General features: G+C 37.7%; 15 protein-coding genes. 9 read left to right on the top strand and 6 right to left on the bottom strand.

Annotated elements, in window-relative coordinates; genetic code table 11:
- Positions 1 to 77 precede the first annotated feature (77 nt).
- The 4 genes from ACOVQ4_RS15820 to ACOVQ4_RS15805 all read right to left on the bottom strand — a co-directional run bounded on the left by ACOVQ4_RS15820 (position 78) and on the right by ACOVQ4_RS15805 (position 3,905).
- A complete protein-coding gene (locus ACOVQ4_RS15820; protein WP_421821596.1) occupies positions 78 to 962 on the bottom strand; it encodes a cell division protein FtsX in 885 nt (294 codons plus the stop codon).
- Between the two features lie 168 nt (positions 963 to 1,130).
- Positions 1,131 to 1,721 (bottom strand): bifunctional nuclease domain-containing protein, encoded by a 591-nt coding sequence (locus tag ACOVQ4_RS15815; protein ID WP_421821595.1) that lies wholly within the window; start codon positions 1,719 to 1,721, stop codon positions 1,131 to 1,133.
- Between the two features lie 330 nt (positions 1,722 to 2,051).
- Positions 2,052 to 3,017, bottom strand: a complete 966-nt coding sequence (locus ACOVQ4_RS15810) for an electron transfer flavoprotein subunit alpha/FixB family protein (protein ID WP_421821594.1) — start codon at positions 3,015 to 3,017, stop codon at positions 2,052 to 2,054.
- 153 nt (positions 3,018 to 3,170) lie between these two features.
- The gene (locus ACOVQ4_RS15805) at positions 3,171 to 3,905 is read right to left on the bottom strand and encodes an electron transfer flavoprotein subunit beta/FixA family protein (protein WP_166578005.1); all 735 of its coding nucleotides are present in this window, start codon (positions 3,903 to 3,905) and stop codon (positions 3,171 to 3,173) included.
- 182 nt (positions 3,906 to 4,087) lie between these two features.
- Between ACOVQ4_RS15805 and ACOVQ4_RS15800 the strand changes: the two genes are divergently transcribed.
- From ACOVQ4_RS15800 to ACOVQ4_RS15790, 3 genes are all read left to right on the top strand, one after another.
- Positions 4,088 to 4,417: a tetratricopeptide repeat protein gene (locus tag ACOVQ4_RS15800; RefSeq protein ID WP_421821593.1), complete on the top strand. Its 330-nt coding sequence runs from the start codon at positions 4,088 to 4,090 to the stop codon at positions 4,415 to 4,417.
- 180 nt (positions 4,418 to 4,597) lie between these two features.
- Entirely contained in the window at positions 4,598 to 4,975 is a 378-nt protein-coding gene (locus ACOVQ4_RS15795; protein WP_421821592.1) for a hypothetical protein, read from the top strand.
- Positions 4,976 to 5,092: 117 nt separating this feature from the next.
- Positions 5,093 to 6,364, top strand: a complete 1,272-nt coding sequence (locus tag ACOVQ4_RS15790) for a hypothetical protein (RefSeq protein ID WP_421821591.1) — start codon at positions 5,093 to 5,095, stop codon at positions 6,362 to 6,364.
- A 241-nt stretch (positions 6,365 to 6,605) separates the two neighbouring features.
- Here the strand turns inward: ACOVQ4_RS15790 and ACOVQ4_RS15785 are convergent, their stop codons facing one another.
- Positions 6,606 to 7,826, bottom strand: coding sequence for an NAD(P)/FAD-dependent oxidoreductase (locus ACOVQ4_RS15785; protein WP_421821590.1), 1,221 nt, complete (start codon positions 7,824 to 7,826; stop codon positions 6,606 to 6,608).
- Between the two features lie 241 nt (positions 7,827 to 8,067).
- Between ACOVQ4_RS15785 and ACOVQ4_RS15780 the strand changes: the two genes are divergently transcribed.
- The gene (locus ACOVQ4_RS15780; protein WP_421821589.1) at positions 8,068 to 9,108 is read left to right on the top strand and encodes a DNA/RNA non-specific endonuclease; all 1,041 of its coding nucleotides are present in this window, start codon (positions 8,068 to 8,070) and stop codon (positions 9,106 to 9,108) included.
- 322 nt (positions 9,109 to 9,430) lie between these two features.
- Positions 9,431 to 10,306, top strand: coding sequence for an aldo/keto reductase (locus tag ACOVQ4_RS15775; RefSeq protein WP_421821588.1), 876 nt, complete (start codon positions 9,431 to 9,433; stop codon positions 10,304 to 10,306).
- Positions 10,307 to 10,418: 112 nt separating this feature from the next.
- Here ACOVQ4_RS15775 and ACOVQ4_RS15770 read toward each other — a convergent pair whose 3' ends face one another.
- Entirely contained in the window at positions 10,419 to 11,156 is a 738-nt protein-coding gene (locus ACOVQ4_RS15770; protein ID WP_421821587.1) for a TrmH family RNA methyltransferase, read from the bottom strand.
- A 60-nt stretch (positions 11,157 to 11,216) separates the two neighbouring features.
- Between ACOVQ4_RS15770 and ACOVQ4_RS15765 the strand changes: the two genes are divergently transcribed.
- The 4 genes from ACOVQ4_RS15765 to ACOVQ4_RS15750 all read left to right on the top strand — a co-directional run bounded on the left by ACOVQ4_RS15765 (position 11,217) and on the right by ACOVQ4_RS15750 (position 18,825).
- Entirely contained in the window at positions 11,217 to 13,694 is a 2,478-nt protein-coding gene (locus ACOVQ4_RS15765) for a BamA/TamA family outer membrane protein (RefSeq protein ID WP_421821586.1), read from the top strand.
- Between the two features lie 210 nt (positions 13,695 to 13,904).
- Entirely contained in the window at positions 13,905 to 14,390 is a 486-nt protein-coding gene (locus tag ACOVQ4_RS15760; RefSeq protein ID WP_421821585.1) for a PH domain-containing protein, read from the top strand.
- A 332-nt stretch (positions 14,391 to 14,722) separates the two neighbouring features.
- A complete protein-coding gene (locus ACOVQ4_RS15755; RefSeq protein WP_421821584.1) occupies positions 14,723 to 16,156 on the top strand; it encodes an AcvB/VirJ family lysyl-phosphatidylglycerol hydrolase in 1,434 nt (477 codons plus the stop codon).
- A gap of 98 nt (positions 16,157 to 16,254) precedes the next feature.
- Complete coding sequence (locus ACOVQ4_RS15750) at positions 16,255 to 18,825, top strand: phosphatidylglycerol lysyltransferase domain-containing protein (protein WP_421821583.1); 2,571 nt, start codon at positions 16,255 to 16,257, stop codon at positions 18,823 to 18,825.
- Positions 18,826 to 19,065 lie beyond the last annotated feature (240 nt).

Raw genomic sequence — 19,065 nt, 5'->3', positions numbered from 1 at the left:
GTGCCTGTTGCCTAAAAACCTTTTGTAACTACACTTACCTTTTGCCTAAGGCCTACGGCTTACAGCCTAAAGCCTGTCTAATAAAGATCATCTAGCGATAATTTAAGATACTTATCGACTGAGCGGAAGGTGCTTGTTACACCCACCATTACGCCAATCATCAAAATGATAAGAATCAGTAAAACCATCTTATCTATTTCTTGTAAAATCACCAAGCCATCGACTTTATATACGGCCAATTGTTGGGTCACAATCAGCAAAGTGCTTGCAATAAAACCACTAATCAGACCTTGTAATGCTCCTTTCGATACAAATGGCTTACGGATAAAGGCATCGGTAGCCCCTACCAGCTGCATGCTACGAATGAGGAAACGTTGCGAATAGAGCGCCAATTTAATTGTATTGTTGACAAGCATTATAATAATCACCAACAACATCAATACAAAGCCTGACAAAATGAGATATATTTTAGAAATATTTTTATTAACCTCGTCCACAAAATTTTCTACATAACCTACTTCTTTAATTCCTTGGATACGCTCGAGCGACTTTTTAATTTCCTTTAATCTACTTTCGCTAAAATATTCTTCTTTGATTTTGATAGAATAGGAATTTAATAAAGGGTTGTTATTTTTACCAAGTAACTTATGAAAATCCTCACCAGAGTCCTCGATAAACTGCTTTGCGGCAGCATCTTTAGAAATAAAATTAATTTGAGCAGAATTATCTTTGTAAAGAACAAATGGATATTTGGCAATTTGTTTGTAAATCGAATCTAGCTTAGAATTGGACAAATCGTTGTCAAGATAAGCCTGAACCTCTACATTTTGACGCACAACCTCTGCCAGTTTACGGGCGTTGAGTGTCAAGAGTCCGCAAAGACCAATCAAGAACAAGGCAATTGTTAAACTTACAACTACCATCAGATTAGGGGTATTTCCTAGTTTTTTAGCTTTTGGCATGATTTTACAGTGCGATTTGGAGAGTAATCTTCAATGCTACGCAAGTAATCGGTTCGAGTGATTGATATCCAAACAAAATTACTTGTTTTTCATTGCAATAATATACATTTAACGCTTTTTAACAAAAAAGCCGTCTGATAAACTCAAACGGCCTTGGGGCTATAATTTCTAATTTCTACGTTCGATTTCGTCTCTAATTTTAGCAGCCTTTTCGTAATCTTCACTTTCAATCGCCTCCTCAAGCATTTTGTTGAGTACCTCTACAGGATTATCTCTGAGCATTTCTCCAAAAGACTTCTTAGATGAAACTTCCTCTACTGCCTCCTCGTCTTCATCATGATGGGAAGTTTCGTTTACGGAGATTCCTGCTTCAGACAAGACATGCTCTGTGGTATAAATAGGCACATTGAAGCGCAAACCTATAGCGATGGCATCGGATGGACGAGCGTCAATTGTTACATTTTTTAATCCATCAGTGCAAAGAATTTTAGCAAAAAATACACCTTCTCTAATATCTGTAATCGTTATTTCAGTTACGGAATAGCCGAATGACTTTGCAAAAGATTTGAATAAATCATGAGTCATTGGTCGGTTAGGTTCAATTTTTTCTATTTCGATAGCAATTGCCTGTGCCTCAAATGTTCCAATAATAATCGGTAAACGACGAGGACCATATTCTTCACCTAATACAAGCGCAAAAGAGCCCGTTTGTGATGAACTTGGTGACAATCCCAATATTTCTAGTCTTATTTTCTCCACTTTGTTAGAGCTTATAATGAATAAACGGTTGAATTCCTACCAACATTGTCTACAACCTTGCCAAACCGACATTTTATGTCAATTTGTCATAACCGGTAGGATTTATGCTGATAACAAAGATATAAACCTGATTAATTTTAAAAAAGTTTTCTTTCTCTTTGTTTTACGAAATTAAGGCTTGATTTTTTTCTCTTAAAAGAAATATACGTATAATCCATTTTATTTCATACTGATAATCAATAAAAAAGACCTACCCCAGGGTTGAGATAGGTCTTTTTGGGGAATAGCAAGAAATTTTGATTATCGATAAATTTATCAAAACTCAGGTCACTATTTTGATGCCTGAATGGCTTTTGTTAATCGAGGCAACACATCAAAAACATCACCGACAATACCATAATCAGCAGCTTTGAAGAATGGTGCTTCTGGGTCTTTGTTGATTACTACAATCACTTTGGATGAATTGACACCAGCCAAATGTTGAATAGCTCCGGAAATTCCACAAGCGATATAAAGATTTGGAGAAACTTTGATACCTGTTTGTCCAACGTGCTCATGGTGAGGGCGCCAATCCAAATCAGAAACAGGTTTTGAACAAGCTGTAGCCGCTCCAAGCGCAGTAGCCAAGTCCTCAACAATTCCCCAATTTTCTGGGCCTTTCAATCCACGACCTGCCGATACCACCAAATCTGCCTCTGGTAATGATACTTGTCCAGATGCTTTGTGAGTTCCTGTTACTTTCACTGCAAAATCAGCATCATTCAAGGCAGGTGCAAAGCTTTCAACTGATGCAGTCCCCTCTCCTTCAACCACACTCACGGCATTTTTCTTGATAGCAATTACCTTTTTATCCGATGTCATGACCACCGTGGCAAAGGCTTTTCCTGTATAAATACTTCTTTTTACACTGACACCATTTGAAAAATCTGGCAAATCAACCACATTTGACACTATAGATGCTTTTAATTTAGCAGATACTCGCGCCGATACTGCATCCCCTAATGAAGATTTTGCCAAAATGATAAATTCGGCAGAAGTAGCACTCACGGCCTCCGCCAGCACACTTGAATAAGCTTGAATCGAAGCAACATTCAGGCGTGCATCCGATGCCCACAATACCTTACTCGCCCCAAACTTTCCTGCTACCGCTAAAGCTTCGTTGTTTGACTCACCGATGGCCAGTACTGTCGTAGAAGTACCATTTGCTTTGGCCACTTCGGCTCCGTAATAGATTGCTTCTAATGATGATTTTTTGATTGAGCCGTTATCTAATTCGGCAAAAACTAAAACGCTCATGATAATATCGTTTGTGTGTTAATCAGTAAAAGTAGTTTTTTGTTAATCGTGTATATGTTATTGGGATTTTATATTTCTCCGACTAACTACCTAATTGTAAACTCTTTTACTTTACACTGTTAAAGACTTTGGATAAATATTCGATTGAAATTCTTACAAAACTTTAGCTTCGTTTTTCAACAAATCAATCAGTTTTTCTGCCTCCTCCGCAGGAATCATTTTTACTGCACCTTTTGGTGCTGGAAGCGCGTACTTTTCAGTAATAGTTAAGCCTGCGCCTACTGGTTCTACAACCTTAAGCGGTTTAGTACGTGCCGACATAATTCCACGCATATTCGGAATTTTCCACTCAGCGATAGGTTCTTGACACCCTAATACTAATGGCAATGAAGCTTCGATATCTTCTTTACCGCCTTCAATTTCACGTGTCATTTTGGCAACACCACCATCAATTTCCAATTTCATAACGGGCGAAAGTGACGGAATTCCCAACATCTCTCCTACTAATCCATGCACCACACCACTATTGAAATCGATGGATTCACGACCCATCAAAATCAAGTCATAGTTTTCTTGAGAAGCAATATGCGCAATTTGTTCTGCAACAAAATACGAGTCTGTTGGTTCGGTATTTACACGAATAGCATCATCGGCACCAATTGCCAAACATTTACGAATTACTTGCTCAGACTCAGCCTCACCCACGTTCAAAACTGTTACGGTACCGCCGTGCTGTTCTTTGAGTTCGACTGCACGAGACAAAGCATAATCGTCGTAAGGTCCGCAAATATATTGTACGCCCGTTTTGTTAAACTTGGTATCACCATCGGTAAATGAGATTTTAGCGGTGGTATCAGGGACATTGGTAATACATACTAAGATTTTCATAACAATTAAAATATTATGTTTACAGTAGATTAATCATACAGTTTAATTTTTTCACTATACCGAGGATATTTTTAACTTTTCGAACAATATCCTGATGCAATATTAACGAAAAGTTTTAAAAATAGTATGCAAGCATAATATTTTTTTAAAAGTTTTTTACAAACCCTTTTATTTAGAGCAAGATGAACCAATTTCGCCTTGAACAATTACGTAGTTTTTATGAAGAAGAGCCCAACGACCCTTTTAATGCGTATGCGTTGGCAACAGAGTTATTGAAATTTGACCTTCAGGCAGCAAGACAGTTATTTGAAGAATTGTTGCTAAAACACCCCACTTATTGGGCAACTTATTATCATGCTGCGGCACTTTACACAAGCTTAGAAGAATTTGACTTGGCTGAAAAGACCTATCAAAAAGGTATTGAGATTACAACAAAGCTCCAAAACGAAAAAGCCTTAAAAGAACTAAAAGGGGCTTATCAAATGTTTTTAGATGAGCGAGAAGAATGGTAAAAAATTTCGGATTTGGGATTGCTGATTTTGGATTTACAGTTTATCTAATTCAAATGAAAAAAATCTGAAATCAAACATCCAAAATCCGAAATCCAATTAAACCTTTCCTTTCTCAAACATTCTAAGAAATAAAACAAACTCCGATGCGGAGCGTTATTGAGTAAAATCACAACGAAAGTCATGAACTGCAAAAAACATATCTTGCTTTTCTTCGTCCTAACCCTTGGTTATGGATGCTTGGCTTGGGGAATGAAATCTGCTTCATTCGCCAATTCAGGAAGAAAAGCGTTTGTTGCAGCCACAAATATTTCTGGTACTAATAGTGTCGTAAAAAATACCAATCCATCCGTTGTTTTGGCGGATGACAACGAGACAGAAACAGAGCAAACTTCAGACTTCAATTCTGCTTCGGGTTTTATTCCAGATTTCAGTTTATGTTTAAAAGCCCTTCTATTGCCCGAACATTGGGTAATAGTGAAATATTCTTGTAATACTAGTCATTGTCAAATCAATCACCTCTACGTGCTTTTCCATGAGTGGAAATATTTACCTTTCTAATTGCTTGTTTTAAAATGTAGTAGCCGTTTTTATTTGCTACCACACCCATTTGGATACTGATTTTTCGGTTTCCTTAGTTTATCTATTCTTTTTATAATCATTATAGTATTTAAGGCCATGAAAACTAACAAGCTTTTCAGAGGAATGGAAGCATTTGGAGCAATGAGCTTCCGTCAATCAATTGTTGCTTTTACTGCGATTATCTTTACTTTTTTTCAAAGCAATATCTTTGGTCAAAGCAACCAATTAGAAACGCTCAAAGGTATGCAACAAACTATTGCATCCTACGATGCGGATGTGCGTGAGGCAGTACTAACAGCCAGTCAATATCCTGTTGTATTAGCCAATATTCAAAATTTACATAACCAATCACAAAATTCATTTCAAAACGTTATTAAAGACTTTAGTCAAAAGAAACAAGGTTGGTTTTATGAGCTAACTCGCTACCCAGACTTGTTGCACACTTTGGCCACGACACCAAATGGAAAAAATCGTGATGAAATTGAAAGTTTGTTGCCTAATAAAGATGAAAATCTTGCGACAGCAGCATGGAAACTCTATCGTCATCACGAGGATGATTTGGACAAAGTAGACCAATTGTACCAACAAGCCGAGGATGGTTTTAAGAAAACGATTGAACCGCTTGACCCAACTGCACAATCTGCTTTTACTACCTTGGCAAAATATCCTGATGTCATGTTATTCTTGAATGACAATTTGGACATTACACAACAATTAGGCAAAAAGTACATTTCGGATCAAAACGGTTTGAAAACTGAGCTTGCTGCAACACATGACAGTTTGGTGGTACAAAATCAAGCACAATTAGCGGCTTACAAACGTGAGCTTGACAAAAATCCACAAGCCAAACAAGAGTTAAATCAAGCTGCGAAGGATTTTGCCAGAAGTAATGGTTATATTCTGCCTAATGGTCAAATCGCTTATGGAAATGGCTATGGCTACGGTTATGCCAATCCCTATTCTTATTGGTTTGGTTATCCATACTGGTATGGCTCAGCATTGTGGTACCCTGGAGCTTATTGGGGGAGTTTTGGGTTGACTTACGGCTTTGGTGGCTGGGGCTACGGATTATTTCCTGCCTACGGATTCTCAAATTGGTTCTTTAATGGCGGTTACTATATGAATTATCCAAATTTATATCGTCATTACGGCAACTATTACCGCAATGTAGTTGCTAGTCGACCTACTTATTATCGTGGAAATACCTTTGGAGGTACGATGAATAATCACTTTGCAGCCTCGAGAGCTGGCTACTATAATGGAGCTAACCGTACTAATTTTGGCGGAAATTACGGTGCTGGATTCCGTTCGGGTGGATTCTCTGGTGGAGGTAGAAGTTTTGGTGGCGGTGGCGGTAGACATCGTTAAAGGTTACTCGCCATTCTCAATTTAGTGAGTTGGGGCTGAGTGATTATTTTAAAAATCAAAAGCGGTCGAAAAACAATTTTCGACCGCTTTTTTCATGCTACTATGCGAAATATGACTTAGCTTAAGACGCAATCATTGCCTCTCTACGGACAGAATACAAACTTTCACATAATCACTAAATTCTGGATGACTCCAGTTTTTTGTTTAACAAAAAGAAAGATATCTTGATTCTCATAAATACTTAAATATTCGACCCAGCCACATAACTAGTTGTCCATGCTGCCTGAAAGTTGAATCCTCCAGTTACAGCATCAATATCCAATACCTCGCCAGCAAAAAACAGCCCTTTGATTTTCTTGGACTCCATTGTATCGGGGTTAATTTCGTTTAAATCTACCCCTCCGCAGGTGACAAACTCTTCCTTAAATGTTGTTTTTCCTAGAACCGATTGATTACAGTTAATTAGATTTTCAGTAAGCTTATTGAGTTGTTTGTTCGAAACATCAATCCAACGTAATTGCTCGTCGATTTCAGCTAATTCACATAGGCGTTTCCACAAGCGCGAAGGTATACCTAATAATTGATTCGACTGAATGACTTTTTTCGGATGTAATTTTTTCTGAGTAGCCCACTGTTCGCGTACTTCATTTTCAGTTGTTTCGCCACACCAATTGATCAAGGTCGAAAACTTGTATTCTACTTTTGCCAATTCTTTTGCTCCCCAAGCCGACAACTTTAAGATAGCTGGCCCCGAAAAACCCCAATGCGTTACTAACAAAGGGCCATCTTGTTTGAGTTTTTTTCCTGCAATTTTGACATTTGCATTAGGTACACTCACTCCAGAAAGGTCTTTAAAAACACCTTCGGGCGTATTAAAGGTAAACAAAGATGGTAAAGGACTAAGTATATTCAAGCCCAAATCTGCCAGCCAACGATAGCCTTCGACGTTGGGATTTCCTCCTGTTGTTACAAGTACAGCGTCGACATCAAGGCTCGTTCCGTCTAATAAATCAAGGACAAATCCAGTCTCTTCTTTCGGGTGGATTTTGGATACACCTGTGGATGTTTTTACCTGAACACCTTTTCTAATAGCCTCATTTTCTAAACATAAAGCAATGGTTTCGGAGCTATCCGTGGTGGGGAACATACGTCCATCTGACTCGATTTTTAAGGCAACACCTTTTTGTTGAAACCAATCGATAGTACTTTGAGGATTGAAGATTTTAAAAAGGGGCTTCAGAAAGCTCCCTCCTCTTGGATAAAAATTTGCCAACTTTTTATCATCAAAACATGCATGTGTGACATTACAACGCCCTCCGCCCGAAATCCGAACTTTATTGAGAACCGTCCTATTTTTTTCCAATAACAAAACCTCAGCAGCAGGATTTTGTTCGGCGGCTCTAATTGCACCAAAAAATCCAGCAGCTCCTCCTCCTATAACGACTATTTTTTTACGACTCATTTGATTTTTTTATCTAAGACTTTTCAATTCTGATACTGTTCGAGCTTATTTCTCGTTTTTTTAGTCAAAAAGCCCCAGACTCTTACGTTTATTAGTACGAAATTAGTAAAATTGTAGTCTTTTAGCTTAATCCCAAAAGTCTATTCTGAAATTACTTTCAAAAAATAGCATTGTGGCGTACAGCCCCCATCAAAAATATTCATACCAAAAGGAGGCTAGAAAAACCCAGTAAAATTATATTATGAAAACCAATAAAATTAAGTTCTTATTTTTCCTCGCTGTACTCGGAATATTTCTATATTATTGGGGTCAACCCCACCCATTTCAGCAATTCAAACACGATGTTTCTAACATTTTTAATAGTAAAACTGAAAAGAAAAAAGAACCTTGGACTCGTGAAGGACGTGAAGACAATGTAGCAAGCGATACCAAAGGAAATGACAACGAAGCCTCGGATAATGAAGCCACTGACACAAAGCATACCGAAAAAAAGGATAATTCGATAGTCGATATTCTTAAAGAGGCAGTTGAAGAGGGTACCAAAACATTACCTAATATCAAAGATGAAGTCTTTAAGGATAATAGTTCTTCAAACGTTCTATTCAAAGACCTTGACAAATACAAACCTTACTCATCGAAAGACAAGGAAATTGTACGACATACGGGTTATATGTTGAGCTATCAAGAGGATTATGAGCAGGCATCTTGGGTATTGCATTTATTGAAATCAGAAGCGGCAAAAGGTACTGAACCCCGTTCAAACGAATTTATGGCCGACCCCGAAGTATCCACAGGCTCGGCAGTTACACAGGACTACTCTCGCTCGGGTTATGATAGAGGTCATCTTTGTCCAGCAGGCGATTTTAAATATGATCACGAATTGCAAAATGAAACTTTTTATATGTCAAATATGAGCCCACAAGCCCCTGATTTTAACCGTGGGATTTGGAGTGATTTGGAGACAAGAGTTCGAAAATGGGCACAAGACAGAGGAGATTTGATTGTTGTAACTGGCCCAATTTTGCGTCAAGGTTTGGAATACATCGGCAAAAGAAATCAAATCGCAGTACCCGAATATTATTACAAAATTGTATACGACCCAAGAGAAAAACAGGCTATTGCTTTTTTGATGCCCAATCAAGCTTCATACGAAACTGTCCGCTCTTTTGCCGTAAGTATTGATAGTATCGAGAAAAAGACAGGTATAGATTTTTTTGCCAAACTTCCCGAGGCTCTCCAAAAACAAATAGAGTCTGAAGTAAACGTAGATGATTGGTTCTAAAAATCGAGTGAATTGTGATTGATAGATGTAGAGATTGTTTAGTTGTAAAAACGCAATGCCATGCGCCTAAAGATAGGTCAACACGAATTTTGCCTCGATTGAGAGGCTCATTTACAATAAAATTCGTAGCATATTTTGCCATTTCAATAAATTATCGACACTATATTTTTGGGTTTTAGAGATTTTTTGAATCTTTGTCAAAAAAGCAAATTGTGGAAACTGTAGAAAAAAACTTCTGGTATTTTTCGCTAATTTGATAGTATATTGACCAACAAACGGTTGAAAAACCAACAAATACTTAAGTATTTTAACCCTTTTTTTTATGAACAAAGTTTATTTGAGTGATTCGGGTCCTAAAGTTTCAGAAGCGGTTTATGGATTTTGGAGATGGACTAACAATGGAGAGCAGACCATTAACCAGATGGAAAAAATCGTAAATCTTTGCCTTGAATTAGGAGTAAATACCTTTGACCACGCAGATATTTATGGTAACTATTCTATCGAAGAATATTTTGGTAAATTAATCAAAAATAAGGGTGTCAAAAGGGAAGATATTGTTTTGTTTAGTAAGTGTGGCGTTCGTAAATCAAATAAAGGATATACGTATTTTGACAATTCTGAAAAATACATTTTAGAAAGTGTAGACAACTCTTTGAAACGCCTTGGCACAGACTACTTGGATATCTTTTTGTTGAATCAGTTAGATATGATTAGCAATCCAGAAGAAACGGCTCAAACGCTTCGTGAGTTGGTAAACATTGGCAAAATCAAACATATTGGGGTGAGCAACTTTTCGGTATTCCAACACCAGTTATTGGAATCATATTTGCGTAAACCTATCGTTACCAATCATATTGAACTAAACTTAGCCAATACTTCTGCTATTGAAGATGGTCGTTTGGACTTTATCAAACAACGCTTTAGCAAACCATTGGCTTGGGCGCCCTTGGCAGGTGGAAAAATCCTTGATGGGACAGATTTCAAATCGGCAATTTTGAAAGAAAAATTAGCTGAAGTCGGTCAAAAATACGGTGCAAATATCGAACAAACCGCTGTGGCATGGTTGATTCAGCTAGGTACATTACCAATTATAGGTTCTTTGTCGGAGCAACGTATTCGCAATGCTGTAAGCGCTACCGAAATCAAATTAAATCATGAAGACTGGTACGAGATTTATAATGTAGCTTTGATGAAATAGCTGATATCCCAAAGTCTATCAGCTCTTGATTTTCTTCTGTTGGGGTTTTCTCTCTAGTTTGTTTGCTATCGTGAAAACCCCGATAATCCTAGTAATCACTACAATAGTAGCGCTATCTTCTTAAATTATCGCAAATAACCGCTGTAGCAATACCAGCGTTTAGTGACTCTGCTCCCCCAAATCTCGGAATGGTAATTTTATGCGTTACAACCTCCTCCACTGCTTCAGAAATCCCGTTAGCTTCGTTACCAATGATGATATAGCCACTTGGTGCAAATTTCAGCGTATGTACATTTTCTGAATCCAAAAATGCTCCATATATCGGTTTTTGCTGCTCTTTTAAATACCCTACCAAATCGGTATAAAAGAGAGAAACCCTAGTAAATGACCCCATAGTTGATGAAATGACTTTAGGGTTATATAAATCTACTGTGCCCTCCGAGCAAATAATCTTTTGAATACCATACCAGTCTGCAATACGAATAATAGTGCCCAAATTGCCCGGGTCTCGAATTTCATCCAAAACCAAAGCATATTCAGTATCATTTACCAGAAGCTTTTGATTAGATTTTATCTTAGCAACTGCCAAGGCTGCATTGTTCGAACTAAAGGTACCAGCCTTCTCTAATTCTGCCTGTCCTACAATTTCGGCTCTTAAAGGTTGTTTGTCTAATAGAGGTTTAGTTTCTTTGTAAAAATCCTCAGTAACATACAAGGACTCAAGCTCAAAATCAGACGTTAGCAATTCGACTACACTTTTGGCTCCTTCAACCACAAAAGCTTGGTATTCTTGACGAAACTTTTTTTGCTGAAGAGAATTAATGTATTTAATCTGGTTTTTTGACAACATAAAGCAATATTTTAAAAGGTTAGTCGCTGTAAATCAGCCCCCTTGTTACATATATTAAATATGACTTTGAGACATTTTTGCATATATCTCTCATTAATCGGAATAAGTAGTTGGCTTTCGGGCTGTACTACTTCAAACATATTTTCTGACCCTTTGCTCTATTCTCAAAATTTTCGTGGCAACCGAAAAATCACATCTGAGAATTTGGAGCCTTTATTACCCCAAAAACCTAACAAAAAAATCCTTCGCACGCCAATAACGCCAGGTTTGTATTTTTATCAGCTTTTTTCTAAAGATTTCCCCAAAAAGAAACTTCAGTGGGAATATGAACTTACAAAGTTAAATGAGGATTTTGAGGAAAAAATAAAAGGATTAGATATTAATTCGAACGAGTACAATAAATTACTTCAAAAAAAGGAAAAAAAGGCTCAAAAGCTTACCCGTGCAATTACAGAGGGGAATTGGGCCATGAGAACTTTCGGCGAGCCTCCTTCTTACTTCTACAAAGAGGATGCTGAAAAAAATGTGGAAAAAATTAAGACTTACTACAAAAATCATGGTTTCTTCCAAACACAAGTTTCGTATAAGGTAGATTCTCTTTTCATCAAAAAAGGGAGTGTTGCCATCAACTATATTATAAACGAGGGAACAAGCTATCCACTCGGTTCGAACGACTCATTGGTTGTAAAAGATTTCAAAATTGCTCAGTTGCTCGAAAAACATCGTAAAGAGAGTTTTTTAAAAAATGGAGAACGCCTCACCGTTGAGAACTACAATGCCGAAAAAGATAGAATCGAAAACCTCCTCAAAAACAACGGCTATTATGCCTTCTCAAAAGATTTTTTAAGTATCAAAATCAATGCTTTGGACACTGCACAAACAGGAAAACTTCAGGTAATTACCTACATTCCGAATCCTGACAGAGTCCCCAGAAGTAATAATTACACCACTGCTTACAACTTTGGTAATATCCAATTTATCTCGGATGGTACCTATGCCAATGCCTTCAAGGCAAAAGCGGATACTGTCTATAGTCCACATATTCAATACATTTTTGTCAATAAGCGGTTTTCGCCGAGTGTGCTAGATACAAAAATTGATTTGAGAAAAAATCAACTTTTCAGTCAGGAAAAGATAAATCAGACACAAAAAAAGTTGTACGGCCTAGAGCAGTTTCAGTTTACACGTGTCAATCTGGATACCACCAAAGGGGTGATTAACGCCTCGATTTATGCACGCCCACTCGATAAATATGAATTTTCGGTAGAAACAGGAGGAAGCGTATTTGCAGGAGGTAGTCTCACGAATTTAGTACCTGGTCCCTTCCTGAATACCTCGTTCAAAGCTCGAAACATCAATAATAGTGTAAATTCTTTTGAAACTACACTCCGCTTTGGTTTTGAGGCACAAGCAGGCTTTTTACGACCCGATTCGGTCAATAGAAACCTCGAACTTGGCTTGAATACATCCTTTATTATTCCTAAAATATTATTGCCAGAAGGATTAGCACAACGTTTTGAGAATTTTTCGCCTCAAACCCGAATTAGTGTCGGAGGCGAGTTCATCGGTCGACAAGAATATAACCGATTTGGCTTTAAAGTCGGAAGTACTTTCAACTGGCGTCCTTCAGCAAACAAGTATTGGCAGGTATCGCTCTTTGACGTCAACTTGGTAAATACCAGCAATCAAGCCCCTGCATTCCGAAAGTTTTTGGACAGCTTGCTACTTTTAGGCAACAATCTTAAAAGGAGTTTTCAGCAATCATTTATTTCAAGTATGAGTGCCACCTACACTTATACAGATAATCCTTACGGACAACTCAAACAAGGAAAATATCTTAAACTTTTTTTAGAATCAGGAGGCACAACCTTGAATTTAGTCAAAGGGAACAAATTTGGTTTCTTGACAGACCTCCTGCAAGATTCTTTACAATTTTACAGATTTTTAAAAATAAGTGCTGACTATCGAAAATATATTCCGATTGGTAGAAGTGATAAAACCTTGCTGGCCTACAGATTAAGTACAGGTGCAGCCTATGCATACGGTGCCGATAAAGATTTACCTTATGAGAAAAACTTTTTCATTGGTGGCCCCAATAGCTTAAGAGCATGGCGACCAAGAGGTTTGGGGCCTGGCTCTTTTACTGGTTCATTTGATAATCCTGGAAGTATTATTCTTGAAACAAGTGCAGAGTTGCGTTTCAAGATTCTTCGATTTTATGGTGACTTGAACGGAGCGCTTTTTGCCGATGCGGGTAATGTTTGGAGATTCCCTAACCAAAATACCGCTGGTTTGACAGGCTCAGATTTTAAATGGAATAGGTTTTACAAAGAAATAGCCATGGATATTGGCTTCGGATTAAGATATGACCTATCTTTTTTTGTGATTAGATTTGATTGGGCAGTACGAGTACTCGACCCTGCTTTTAAAGGCGATAATTGGGTCTTCTTGAGAGAAAATCTGAAAGATCCGCTATATCCACAACAACCCTATGCCAATCCTCTAACACTCAACTTTGGTATTGGTTATCCATTTTAAGGAAGTGAGTATCTATTGACAAATATCGGAAAAGATTGATTTTTACTATCTTATTCTTGTTAAAGTAATCTAATTAAGTAGGAAAATGTTATTGATTAACAGTATATCGGTTATTTGAATGATCGATTTAACACTCTGTGCCTTGTGCCCAACACACAAAATTAAAATCTAATTCTGCACGATTACTTAGACTTCTAAATTCTAGCTGCCATGATTTACAAAGCCTCCTTAGACAAGCTCGCAAAAATCACCTCAATAGGTGTTACGCTGTTATTTGCTTTCATGGCCGTATTTCTATTCCCGATTCTTCAACAGGAGAGTTTTTGGGTGACTGTACTAACGATTGTTTTGCTCGTAGCTACTTATGTAATCAGTTTGGGTTACAGTCCCCGAGCCTATCAAATCACAGAGGACAGCCTTGTCATCAATCGACTTTTTTACAACGCAAAATACGAAAGACGAAAAATTGAAAAAGTTGAAATTTTGAGTAAAGAGCAAATGGGTTTTGCCATCCGAACATTCGGTGTTGGAGGCCTATTCGGATATTTTGGCTATTTCGCTAGTAAAAACCAAGGTTCAATGCTCTGGTATGTTACTCAACGTGAAAAATTTGTCATGATTCAGCTTGAGGGAAACAAAAAAATCGTCCTTACTCCCGACGATGCCATCGGTTTTGTGTCGGATTTAACCCTTTAGTTTGTGTAGAATGATAAGTTATGACTTCCAACCATCGAGGATTTGGGATTTCTTCTTTCAGAAATAAAGGAAAATCTTTTTTGTTTTTTTAAAATCCAAAGGGTTACAATACCGATTTCAGCAAAATGTACAATTCAATTAGCATTTTTATTCAAAAAAAATGCCTACCCCATTAAACATTCCTCTGTTTAATCTATCAAAGCCTTATATTTTCTTCCTTTCCAACAATCACCTTATGAAGCAATAATCTACTAAATATTTAGGCTCTTACACGAGCATACATATTTCTTTAACTGGGTCAAATATCGCTAAAACTAAATTTAGTCATGACTATGATTGCTTCAACTCTCAAAAGAATTTCGCTTTTGAAAAAGGTGCTATTCTTTACCGCTTGTACTCTTTTCATTCAAGTAAAAACCTACTCTTTCGCTGATTCCAAACCCATACTTGTCGACAGTTTACGCTATGGAAAATTCGGAAAATTAACGATGTATCATCCATCGGGTACGCCTAATTCATTGGTTCTCTTCGTGTCGGGTGACGGAGGCTGGCAGTCTGGCGTATTGAGCATGGCTCGTTATTTGGCCTATCAAGGAGCCTTAGTGGCAGGAATTGATGCCAAAACTTTTGCCGCTGCTATGGCAAAAGACAAGGGTGCGTGTTCGTATCCTGCCGCAGATTTTGAGCAATTAAGCATGATGCTACAACGCAAATATCATTTTGCTTCTTATCAAAAACCTATTCTTGTAGGCTATTCTTATGGCGCAGTATTCATTTACGGACTTATTGCACAAGCACCAGCTGGTACTTTCAAAGGAGGTATTTCGCTTGGTTTTTGTCCAGACATAGACCTCAAAAAACCTTTTTGTAAAGGCAATGGACTTTTGTATCATGTACTCAAAGAAGGCAAATCGTATTACTTTGACCGTGTCGAAAAACTTCCTGCACCATTTATCGTTCTCAACGGGGTAAAAGACCAAACTTGTCCTTACGATGCCACAGCATCTTTCTTAAAAGGTATCAAAAATGTGCAGCTAATCACTTTACCCAAAGTAGGTCATGGATTTTCATACACAGGAAATTGGCTACCTCAGTTTAAACAAGCTTACCATTCTTTGGCAACAACGACTTCAAAAGCATTACCAGTAAGTCTCAAAACAGATTTACCTATTGATATTATTGAACCGAAGTCAAATGCCAGTAATGAATTAGTATTTTTCCTTTCGGGGGATGGCGGCTGGACAAGTTTTGACCAAGGTATTGCCAATGCTTTTGCCGAGAAAGGCATTGCTGTAATAGGCATAGATTCCCAAAAATATTTCTGGAATGCTCGAACTCCTGAAGAAACGGCAAGGAAAATTGCAGAAATTGCGCAATATTATTTGCAATACAAAGAAGTCAAGTCATTCCGAATAATGGGGTATTCTTTTGGGGCTTGCGTAGCACCATTTATTGCTAATAAACTTCCCGAATCGCTTCGAGAAAAACTATCTAGTATAACCCTACTCTCACCTGATACTAAGGGAGATTTTGAAATTCATGTGGCAGATATGCTTAGTTTGGGAGGCAATAATGACCCTTATGATGTCGTCAAAGAATTGGAGTTATCTCATTCTTTCAAACGACTTTGTCTATTTGGAAGCGACGAAGATGTCGACATCACCAACTCTTTTAGAAAAACAGGAGCCAAAGTAGAAATTCTCCCAGGGGGACATCACTTTGACAATGCCTATACAAGTATCGTTAATAAAGTTTTAGAAAATTAGGTGTAAAGGCTGAGAATAGCAAATACACAAATTACCTAATAATGAGAACTTTACAATAGTATTGCATTTCTGAGTCCGTTAAAAAATCTCATAATTCTATGAAAAACCTCCTTAAATCTCGAAACTACTATTTAAAAGAAATTCTTGCTTTTTTGTTTCTATTATTAGCAATATATTTCTTCCGACAACAACAGTCTGATATCGTGCAGTCTGTGGATATAGTAAAAAATGTTGACTTGAGTTACTTCTTTGTAGGCATATTAGTCACCGTATTGTATATCCTACTCAATGGACTCATGTATGTATATGCCTTTCGAGCAGTACAAAGTAATATCACACTTACAGATGGGCTAAAGCTCTTTCTGAAACGAAATCTTATCAGTGTATTTTTGCCAGGAGGTGGTGTTACTTCTTTAGCCTTCTTCAATCAAGAAATTGAAAGAAAAGGAGTAAGTAAAACTAGAATTAATTTTGCTTCCTATATCTATGCTGTGGTAGGAATAGCCTCGCTTGCCTTGGTGGCATTTCCAGTTTTGGTCTATCTTGCCATTGCACGTAGTTCCTCTACTAGTTCGTGGTTAGCCTTTGGGGGAATTGTCGTGCTTGTGGCATTATTGGTGTGGGCAACTTGGTCTTTTCTGGAGAAAGGATGGGTGTACAAGCAATTAACCAAAGTAAGTCCGCAGTTTGAAATGTTAGCCGAAGAAATCAATGTAGGGAATTTTTCGGTAAAAGAAATACTGATGGTATTACTCTTTTCGGTAGGCATTGAAATCACGGGGATGCTACACTTAGGTATTGCCATGAAGGCTCTAGGATTGTCTGCCAGCATCGAAAGTTGCATCGCGGGCTATGTGATAGCAACACTTTTCTATGTCATTTCTCCATTTTTGAGAGGTTTGGGAGCGGTAGAAGTTTCCATGATTTTATTGATAACTTCTTATGGATTTAGCGAAACCCAAGCCATTTCTATCACCATACTTTACCGTGTGTTTGAGTTTTGGTTACCGCTGGTTGCAGGCATTGGCAGTTTTTTATTGAATCGAGGAAATATCCTGCTAAGAATACTTCCTGCCATGCTACTGGCGTTGTTGGGTATTGTCAATATTATTTCGGTGCTCACTCCTCCCCTTGTTGAACGTCTTCAATTATTAGAAAATTTCCTACCTGTTGCCACGGTACATCTATCCAATCAGGCGGTTTTGATGGCGGGTATTTCTATGTTGATTTGTGCGGCATTCTTGATGAGAGGACAGCGTAACGCTTGGTTGATGGCGGTACTGCTCAGTACTGTATCGCTAGTTGGTCATTTGACCAAAGCGATTGATTACGAAGAATCTATTTTTGCGCTTTTTACGCTTGTTATTTTACTTTTTACTAGAAAACAGTACTATGTACGAAGCGATAGAAAATTGCAAAGTTTTGGTTTACGCTTGGCAGGTTTAATCCTAGGAATGGTATTAGTTTATGGCGTCGTTGGTTTTTACTTTTTGGACAAAAAAGAATTTGGCATTGACTTTTCTTTAAGTAATTCCATCGAAAACAGTATACGAAGCTTTTTCCTTCTAGAAACAACGGTCTCTCCTGTCACTCGTTTTGCCAAAGGTTTTATTCATTCAATCAATCTTTTGGGAAGTTTGTCCTTGGGTTTGCTTATTTATGCTTTTGTCAAACCTTATATTTTTCACTATTCTTCAGATGAGGAAGAACAAGCAAAAGCACTTGAATTATTGGCAAAATATGGTCACACAGCCGACGACCATTTCAAAGTAGATACTGATAAAACTTTCTTTTTCGGCACTAAAATCGAGGGATTTATTGCTTACAAAATTGCCTCTGGTTTTGCCATAGCTTTGGGTGAGCCCGTATGTGAAGATTCTCCAGAAAGTATGCGCAAGTTGCTACACGAATTTGAAGTTTTTTGTAAAAGAAATAGTCTAAAAACCGCGTATTATAAAATTGATGAAAGCAAACTATCACTTTTTGAGTCTTTTGGTAAAAAATCATTACCAATCGGTCAAGAGGCTATCGTGAATTTACAGACTTTTACTTTGGAAGGAAAAGACAAAAAGTCATTAAGAAATGCCTTGAATGCTTTGGAAAAAAAGGGTTTTAAAACGGTCGTTCATCAAGCGCCCATCAAAGATGGACTTTTACAAAAACTCAAACACGTTTCAGATGACTGGCTCCGCTCTTTAGATCGAAAAGAAATGGTTTTTTCGCAAGGAATGTTTAATTGGAATGAGTTGAAAAATCAAACCATTATTACCATTGAAAACAGCGATGAAAAAATCGTTTCTTTTCTCAATATCATTCCCGATTATACACCCAATGAAGGAACGTATGACTTGGTCAGAAAAACGGAGGATGCCCCCTCTGGTTCAATGGATGCACTGATTATTGCCCTTATCGCCCAGCTCAAAGAACAAGGATTGAGCGCCCTCAACATGGGCGTAGCGCCTATGTCGGGTATCGACCAGCCAAAAGATTTTCCAGAATGGACAGTAAAATTTGCCTATGAAAAGCTCCAACAGTTTCGTCATTATCACGGCTTGAGAGACTTTAAAGATAAGTTTAATCCAACATGGGTCAACAAATATCTGGTCTACGAAAATCACTATGATTTGGTTAGCCTTCCTATGGCTTTGGGTAAAGTGATGAAACCCTAGGTCTTAGTTTTGGCTTTCTGCTATGAGTTATCAAAAGCTAGTTCGAGACTTTGTCTTGAACTAGCAATTTACCCTCTTAAGTATTAGCGCAGAATTATATTTAATAGGGACAAGGCAACAGGCACAAGGCAAAGAGTGTTAAAATGTTTTTTATAACCACAGCCATGTTTTTTACAAAGCCCACCGCCGAATGCTCAAAGCTGAAAGCCGTAAGCTCAAAAATTAAATTCTATTTTGTCC

This window comes from Flectobacillus sp., assembly GCF_049240685.1.
Lineage (GTDB): Bacteria > Bacteroidota > Bacteroidia > Cytophagales > Spirosomataceae > Flectobacillus.
The sequence above is the reverse complement of the archived record's forward strand: the minus strand, read 5'-3'. Positions and strand labels throughout refer to the sequence as shown.